9 protein-coding genes are annotated in these 6,876 nt (G+C 66.0%); 5 read left to right on the forward strand and 4 right to left on the reverse strand.

Annotation, left to right across the window (positions count from 1 at the left end; all coding sequences use genetic code 11):
- Positions 1 to 232 precede the first annotated feature (232 nt).
- The 3 genes from CJZ78_RS13010 to CJZ78_RS13020 form a co-directional block, all read right to left on the reverse strand.
- Entirely contained in the window at positions 233 to 631 is a 399-nt protein-coding gene (locus CJZ78_RS13010; protein WP_233128798.1) for a LexA family transcriptional regulator, read from the reverse strand.
- A gap of 54 nt (positions 632 to 685) precedes the next feature.
- Positions 686 to 907, reverse strand: a complete 222-nt coding sequence (locus CJZ78_RS13015; protein WP_094561738.1) for a hypothetical protein — start codon at positions 905 to 907, stop codon at positions 686 to 688.
- Between the two features lie 123 nt (positions 908 to 1,030).
- A complete protein-coding gene (locus tag CJZ78_RS13020) occupies positions 1,031 to 1,654 on the reverse strand; it encodes a sigma-70 family RNA polymerase sigma factor (RefSeq protein ID WP_094561741.1) in 624 nt (207 codons plus the stop codon).
- 255 nt (positions 1,655 to 1,909) lie between these two features.
- On the opposite strand from CJZ78_RS13020, the gene CJZ78_RS13905 reads away from it, so the two are divergent.
- The 5 genes from CJZ78_RS13905 (at position 1,910) to CJZ78_RS13040 (ending at position 6,536) form a co-directional block, all read left to right on the forward strand.
- The gene (locus tag CJZ78_RS13905) at positions 1,910 to 2,071 is read left to right on the forward strand and encodes a hypothetical protein (protein ID WP_198953914.1); all 162 of its coding nucleotides are present in this window, start codon (positions 1,910 to 1,912) and stop codon (positions 2,069 to 2,071) included.
- Positions 2,071 to 5,247 (forward strand): DUF3427 domain-containing protein, encoded by a 3,177-nt coding sequence (locus tag CJZ78_RS13025; protein ID WP_094561739.1) that lies wholly within the window; start codon positions 2,071 to 2,073, stop codon positions 5,245 to 5,247. Before CJZ78_RS13905 ends, CJZ78_RS13025 begins: the two co-directional genes overlap by 1 nt.
- A gap of 355 nt (positions 5,248 to 5,602) precedes the next feature.
- Positions 5,603 to 5,797, forward strand: coding sequence for a HepT-like ribonuclease domain-containing protein (locus CJZ78_RS13035; RefSeq protein ID WP_094561740.1), 195 nt, complete (start codon positions 5,603 to 5,605; stop codon positions 5,795 to 5,797).
- A 200-nt stretch (positions 5,798 to 5,997) separates the two neighbouring features.
- Positions 5,998 to 6,147, forward strand: a complete 150-nt coding sequence (locus CJZ78_RS14100) for a hypothetical protein (protein WP_158217095.1) — start codon at positions 5,998 to 6,000, stop codon at positions 6,145 to 6,147.
- A gap of 8 nt (positions 6,148 to 6,155) precedes the next feature.
- Positions 6,156 to 6,536, forward strand: a complete 381-nt coding sequence (locus CJZ78_RS13040; protein WP_198953915.1) for a type II toxin-antitoxin system PemK/MazF family toxin — start codon at positions 6,156 to 6,158, stop codon at positions 6,534 to 6,536.
- Positions 6,537 to 6,589: 53 nt separating this feature from the next.
- Here the strand turns inward: CJZ78_RS13040 and CJZ78_RS13045 are convergent.
- On the reverse strand, positions 6,590 to 6,876 hold a 287-nt coding region (locus CJZ78_RS13045), incomplete at its 5' end, for a zincin-like metallopeptidase domain-containing protein (RefSeq protein ID WP_255373992.1).

Below are 6,876 nucleotides of genomic sequence, written 5' to 3' on the forward strand. Positions count from 1 at the left end.
TCCCCTGGTCCCTGCGCATCGGCACCAGGCTCTCCAGCACTCACCCCACCGGCCAACGAGCTTGTCGCCGACCGGCCAACTTCATTGTCGGCAGACAGAGCAAGGCCCGATGTCCGGGCTGTTCAGCGCAGAGCTGGAATCCCCGAGCGGGAGTAAGCGGGTGGAAGCGCCGAGCTATCAAACATTCGAATTTCAGTTGTTTGAGTCGGCTTGCTTCCCTGATCACCCAAGCTCAGATCTTTCTCAGCCGCTTCTTGCTGAGGTGATGCACGGCATGCACCGCTACCCCAAAGAGACCTGAGCGATCAAAGCTGTCCAGATCCAGCGGAATCGCCGCCTCGCCTGGTCGCAGCGGCTCCAGCCACCACTGCTCGCCCTGACGCCGCAGGGGCCGCAACAGGAAGCAGCCCTGGTGGGCCACGACGACGACATGGCCGGATCTTGGCTCGACACTGCGGTCGATCACCAGCAGGTCGCCGTCCTGAATCCCGTGCTCGCGCAGGCCATTGCCGCTGACCCGCATGTAGAAGGTGCAGACCGGGTTGGGCACCAGGACGGCGTGGAGATCAAGGTCCTCCTCCAGTGAGCCCTGTCGGCACGGCACAGGCTCGCCAATGGGCAGGTCGGCCAACATCAAGCCATCAGTAGCAGTACAGCCGTTCTACTCCTGGTGACGCGGCCCGGCTCAGCTGGTGGCATCCGGCCAGGGGACCAGCCGCATGTCGCCGACCTTGTTCCAGGTTTTGCATCTCGGGTCGGCCAGCCGGTAGAGGGCTCCTCCACCATCGGGCCCGGTCCTGGTGACGACCAGCACGGGAGGGCCAGACCAGCCGATCCGCCACAGCTGCTCACCCTCCGCCAACACGATCAGATCGCCGGTGGCGGGATGCTTGAGGTCTGGGGCCATTGCCGCACCGTAGAAACCCTGGCCAAGCGTTGATGGGGCCGCAGCGCAATCCCGTGCGGGAGCGAGTGGATGGAGCCAGGCCCGGATCAACCGGGCCTGCAGCAGGGCGCCTGGCGCCGGCCGCTAGGCCGCCAGCTGCTGGCGCAGTGCAGCAAGGGCCTTTCGCTGAGCCCGCTGCACCGACATGGCGCTGATCTCGAGCCGCTCGGCTGCAGCGCGGAGCGAGAGGCCCTCGAGGATCGTGAGCCGCAGCGCTGTGGCCTGGGCGGCCGGCAGCTGATCGACCAGCTGCTCCAGCGCCAGGCCATGGATGGCCTCGCTGATGGACGGCTCGGGCTCAGGAGCGGCCAGCTGATCGAGCAGGCAGGGCTCGCCATCAACGCTGGCATCGAGGCTGAGGTGCCGCAACGGGCATTGACCTTGCTCATGCAGCCGGCGTGGCACTCGCACCAGCCGCACCCGATCGCGCAGGTAGTGCTGCAGCGCCCCGCTGATGCAACGGCGCAGATAGGGAGCTGCAGGCTCTCCAGATCTGCAGCTGGGAGCAGAGCGAATCAGGGCTTCCCGGGCCACCTGGATCAGATCCTCCCGATCAACGAGCGGGAAGAAGCGCCAGGCCACCTTGGCGGCAATGGAATCAGCCAGGGGCAGATGCTCCAGTACCAGGGCATTGCGGGCTTTGAGGGCAGTGCGGCTGAGGGCTGCTGCTGGCTGCCGGCGGCGGGAGGGGGAAAGCGGGGAAGCCATCTGGGGGACGGCGGAGAACCCCACCCCCAACGGCCGGCCGCAGCGCCGTGGCAAGGACGCCCCGCAGGGGCGCATGGCCCGATCCTTGACGCGGCGAGAGGACTGGCCGACGGGATCCGGTGGGTGTGCGCCGGGCCGTGGCAACACGACCCCTAACCCCCACGACGACTGAGATGTACCGGCCCTCTGGCCCTGGCTCTTGAGCAACGGATGGACCTCGTATAAAGCTTTTGGGACTCGATCGCCGCTGAACAGGTGGGCCCTGAGCTCACCGACGCCGACCGCCAGCTGATCGATCAGCGGCTGGACAGGTTTATGGCCGCCGACAACCCCGGGCTGTATGCCGATGCGGTCGTCGATCCACTGCTGCAAAGTGGGGCAACCACACAGGCGGCTGGGCAGGTCGGAAGCCACTGATGAGGACAGGCCATTCCCTGACACCCGGCTTCTACGACCAGCTCCTCACCGAGGCCCTCGGCCAGGACCTGGCGGCGCTCCAGCCTGAGCTGCAAGCGCTCGATCCCCTCGACCCCGAAGAAGCACCCCAGCGGCTCTCGCGTCACCTCGCCGCGCTATTGCGCAGCGCCCTGGCCAGCCTTCCCGGTGGGCATCCCACTACTTCCCAGTTGGAGCTGGTGAATCAGCTGGTGGCCTTGCTGATCGCCGAGGTGCCAAGGGCGGTCGGCCCCGGTGATGCTGTCCACACCAGCGGTCAGAGCCTCAGCCGTATTCGGGCAGCGCCGTTACTTCCTGGCCAGGCCGAGGCGCTGCGGCCGCTGATCCCCCTGGCCGACAGCACCCTGCTGGTGAACGCCGGCGGCGAACCGTCGGTGGGACAGGCGCTGATCCATGAAATCCCCTCCGCCCAGCAGGTGGATCTGCTCTGCGCCTTCATCAAGTGGAGCGGCCTACGTCTGTTGCAGGAGCCCTTGGCCGAACTGCTGCGCTCCGGCCGGTCGTTACGCGTGCTGACCACCGTTTACATGGGCGCCACCGACCGCCGCGCCCTCGATTGGCTTGTGGCCCACGGCGCCGAGGTGCGCGTCAGCTACGACACCCGCCGCACCCGCCTGCATGCCAAAGCCTGGTTGTTCCATCGCGCCTCTGGCTCTTCCACCGCCTACATCGGCTCTTCCAACCTCTCCACCGCCGCCTTGCACGACGGCCTGGAGTGGAACGTGCGCCTCTCCGCCCAAGACAACGAGGGCATCCTGTCCAAGTTCCAGGCCACCTTTGAGAACTACTGGGAGGAGGGCGAATTTGAGCCCTACCGGGCCAGCGAGATCGAGCAGCGCCGCTTTGATCGGGCCTCGGCGAACGAAACCAGCAGCGACGCCACGCCGCTCAGCTTCTTCAACATCCGCCCCTACGCCTACCAGCAGGAAATCCTTGAAAAGCTGGCCGCTGAACGCAGCCTCCACAACCGCTGGCGCAACCTGGTGGTGGCCGCCACCGGCACCGGTAAAACCGTGATCGCTGCCCTCGATTACGCCCGCCTGGCATCTGATTTCGGCAGCCAGTGCACCGCCCTGGCTGGCCCCGGCCCACCGAGCCTGCTGTTCGTGGCCCACCGGCGCGAGATCCTCCAGCAGACCCTCGCCACCTTCCGCCAGGTGGTGCGCGATGGCTCCTTCGGCGAGCTGCTGGTGGATGGCCAGCGCCCCGACCAATGGCGCCATGTGTTCGCCTCGGTGCAGTCTCTTGCGGGGCTGGATCCGGCCGACCTGGCGCCAGGCACGTTCGACGTGGTGATCGTCGATGAGTTCCACCACGCCGCCGCCCCCAGCTACGAGCGCTGGCTGGCCCACCTGGCGCCGTCCCTGTTGCTCGGCCTCACCGCCACCCCCGAACGCCCAGACGGGCTCGACATCCTCCATTGGTTCGGCGGCCATACCGCCGCCGAACTGAGGCTCTGGAGTGCCCTCGAGCAAGGCCTACTGGCGCCCTTCCACTACTTCGGCCTACACGACGGCACCGACCTCTCGCGTATCGAATGGCGCCGCAATGGCTACGACAGCGTCGCCCTGTCCAACCTCTACACCGCCGACGACGCACGCCTGCGCCTGATCCTGCGAGAACTCACCGCCAAGATCACCCACCTGGAGTCGATGCGGGCCCTGGGTTTCTGCGTGAGTGTGGAGCACGCCGGCTGGATGGCCCGCAAGTTCCTCGAGGCCGGCCTGCGCGCCGCCTCCCTGGATGCCGCCAGCTCCGGCGACGAGCGCGCCGAGCAGATCCGCCGCCTGCGCGCCGGCGAGCTGCAGATCCTCTTTGTGGTGGATCTGTTCAACGAAGGGCTCGATATCCCCGAGATCGACACGGTGCTGTTCCTACGGCCCACCGAGAGCTCGATCGTGTTCCTGCAGCAGCTCGGCCGCGGGTTGCGCCTCTGCCAGGGCAAGAGCTGCCTCACAGTGCTCGATTTCATCGGTCAGGCCCACCGCAACTTCCGCCACGACCTCCGCTACCGCGCCCTGCTCGGCGGCACGCGCGACCAACTGCGCCACCAGATCGAAAGCGGCTTCCCTTTCCTACCCGCCGGCTGCAGCCTCCAGCTCGATCGCGTCTCTACCGAGCGGGTGCTTTCAAATTTGCGCGAGTCGCTGCCGAGCCGCCGGCCCCAGCTGCTGGCCGAATGCCGCCGCCTCGGTGCCTGTTCGCTGGCTGCGCTGCTCGACGGGCTAGGCATGGAGCTGGGGGAGTTTTACAAGGTGGCGGGCTCGTGGGCGTTGCTGCAGCGGGAGCTGGGATGGGGGGCGACGGCGGCCTCCGGGAAGCCCACGGCCGATGAGGAGCGCATGGGACGTGGCATCGCCGGCGCCCTGCTGCACCTCGACGACCCCGAGCGATTGGGCTGGCTGGTAGTTCAGCTGCAGCGGCCTCTGGCGCCCGATCCAGCAGCTTTGGATCCCGTGGCTGAGCGCCAGTGGCGCATGCTGCTGGCCCAGCTCTGGGGCAGTGGCCGCCAGCACCTGCCGCTGGCCGAGGCGTTGGTACGGCTCTGGGCCGCCCCCGCCATCCGCGCCGAGCTGGTCGAGCTGTTCGCGCTGTTGCTGGAGCGCACAACCCACCTGGTGGCGCCGCTCGCCTGGCCGTGTCTAGCCGGGGGCGAACCAACCCCGCCGGTACCCCTGAAGCTCCACAGCCGATACTCCCGTGCCGAGGTATTCGCGGCGCTTGGCTTGTTGAACGACGCCCGCCCATTCCCCGGCCGAGAAGGGGTGTTTTTCGATGAAGCCAGCCAGTGCGACGTGTTCTTCATCACCCTCAAGAAGTCCGAGCGCCTCTTCTCCCCCACCACCCGCTACAACGACTACGCCATCTCCCCGCTGGAGTTTCACTGGGAGAGCCAGAGCCTCACCCGCGAAACCTCTGCCACCGGGCAGCGCTACATCCACCACCGCGCGCGCGGCAGCCGGGTACTGCTGTTTGTGCGGGAGGAGAACAAGCGTGGCGGGGTGACGCTGCCGTTTCTGTGCCTGGGCTTCGCTAACTACGTGAGCCACGAGGGTGAGCGGCCGATGGCAATCCGCTGGCAGCTGCAGCGGCCGATTCCCGGTGCCTTTTATCCGGAGCTGGCGGTGGCGGTTTGAGGGGGGCTGGGGGGCTTCGTCACAGAGGCCAGCCCCATGCCTTGCCTGAACGCAGGACAGAGAGTCAGGCCGGCATGAGCTACCGCATCCGCCTGCTTGCAACCGAGGAAGGCTGGGCCGTGAGCCGTCTCGACCTGACTGGCTGTAACTCCCAAGGCAACACCCTGGAAGAAGCTCTCCTATACACCCGAGAAGCCATCAGCCTCTAGCTTGAAGTGGAAGCTGAAGAGGGTGGCGTTTGCAGCGTGAAGACTCTGGAACTTGCATTTTAAATGCAGTTTCTACCGAGTATCAGTCAGAAGGAAGCCTTGAGGGTTTTTCTCAAGCTGGCACTCTGAACATGCGAATTTAGGTGTTGAAACGCCTGCTTGAGGCCCTTCAGTCCATCGAGGCGATTGAGCGCTTCATTGAGAACTACACCCTTGATCACTACCTTGACGATGAATTAATGCAATCAGAAGTCGAACGTAAGTTCGAAATCATCGAAGAGGCCCTCAATCGGGCCCTGGATGCCGATCCCAGCGTTCTTGAGCTGCCTGGATGTTGCTGAATGCGGCGCCAGCCCCGGCGTGGAGCAGTTAGAGGGACTGGCATCCAAGCAGCGCGATGGTGAAACGGCGATTAACGTTGGGGCCTCAGCCCTTGCGGTTGGCGAGAGCCGCTGCCGTCATGACCCCAGCCGATCAAGCCACTCAAGAGCCTGGGACTCCCTTCTCCATTCGCCGCCGGCAGCGCGGTGGCAGACGGGTCATGGCTGTGAGCAGCTCGGTGAGCGCCATGGATGCCCTGCGGGCCCGCATCCGGGCCCAGAGCAAAACGGTGGCCGAGCACATTGCCGCTGACCCTGAAGCCAAAGCCTTCATTGACGACTGGGCCACTCCTGAGCCCATCTCCCGCTGAAGACCAGCGTGGAACTCAAGGCCGGGCAGATCGTTACCGTTGACTGGCGCAAGGATCCAGACGATCCAGCCCAGGATCCCCAGCCCCCTGAGCCGAACAAGCTCCGCCCGGCAGTAGTCGTGCAAGACACCGAGCTGTTTGACCCCGCCTACCCCACGGTGCTGGTGGTGCCGATGACAGGCGACCCTGCCCTGGCGATCCCCGATCTGACGGTGGTGCTGCAGCCCAGTCCCAGCAACGGCTGCAAGAAGGTGAGTTACCTGCTCCCGCAGAACCTGACCTGCGTGGCGAAGACGCGCATCACCGCAGCCACCAAGTCAACAATCACACCAGCCGAACTGCAGCTGCTGCGCCAGTTGGTGGTTCTGACCATCGGCGGCCTGAGTTAAAGCCCATCGAGGCCAGCAGGTGAATGCCAGTGGCTGGGCCTTTGCTACCAGCCTCAACAGAGGCAAGCCGCAGCCGATTCCGGTGCCTCCGGGCAGATGAGATCAGCAGCCCGGCGGGCATCGCCGAGCACCTGCAGCAGCACCCGCGGCGATTCCTTGAGCAGCTCCACCCAGTGGCCTAGATAAGCAGCGTGATTGGCCATGGCGCTGCCGATCTCGAGGCGATCGCCCAGCAGCACCGCCCCCAGCTCGGCCACCAGCTCTTCGCGGGCATAGGCCCGGCCGCCATCGCCACCCTCCCCCATGCCGCCGGAGAGATCACGGGCCAGCCGGGAGCTAT

Source organism: Synechococcus sp. 8F6, assembly GCF_002252665.1.
Lineage (GTDB): Bacteria > Cyanobacteriota > Cyanobacteriia > PCC-6307 > Cyanobiaceae > Cyanobium_A.

Bases quoted from the DNA above. Each gene is read 5' to 3' on its own strand.
- CJZ78_RS13025 (WP_094561739.1), top strand. From the start codon at position 2,071: ATGAGGACAGGCCATTCCCTGACACCCGGCTTCTACGACCAGCTCCTC.
- CJZ78_RS13015 (WP_094561738.1), bottom strand. From the start codon at position 907: ATGGCCCCAGACCTCAAGCATCCCGCCACCGGCGATCTGATCGTGTTG.
- CJZ78_RS13020 (WP_094561741.1), bottom strand. From the start codon at position 1,654: ATGGCTTCCCCGCTTTCCCCCTCCCGCCGCCGGCAGCCAGCAGCAGCC.
- CJZ78_RS14100 (WP_158217095.1), top strand. From the start codon at position 5,998: ATGGCTGTGAGCAGCTCGGTGAGCGCCATGGATGCCCTGCGGGCCCGC.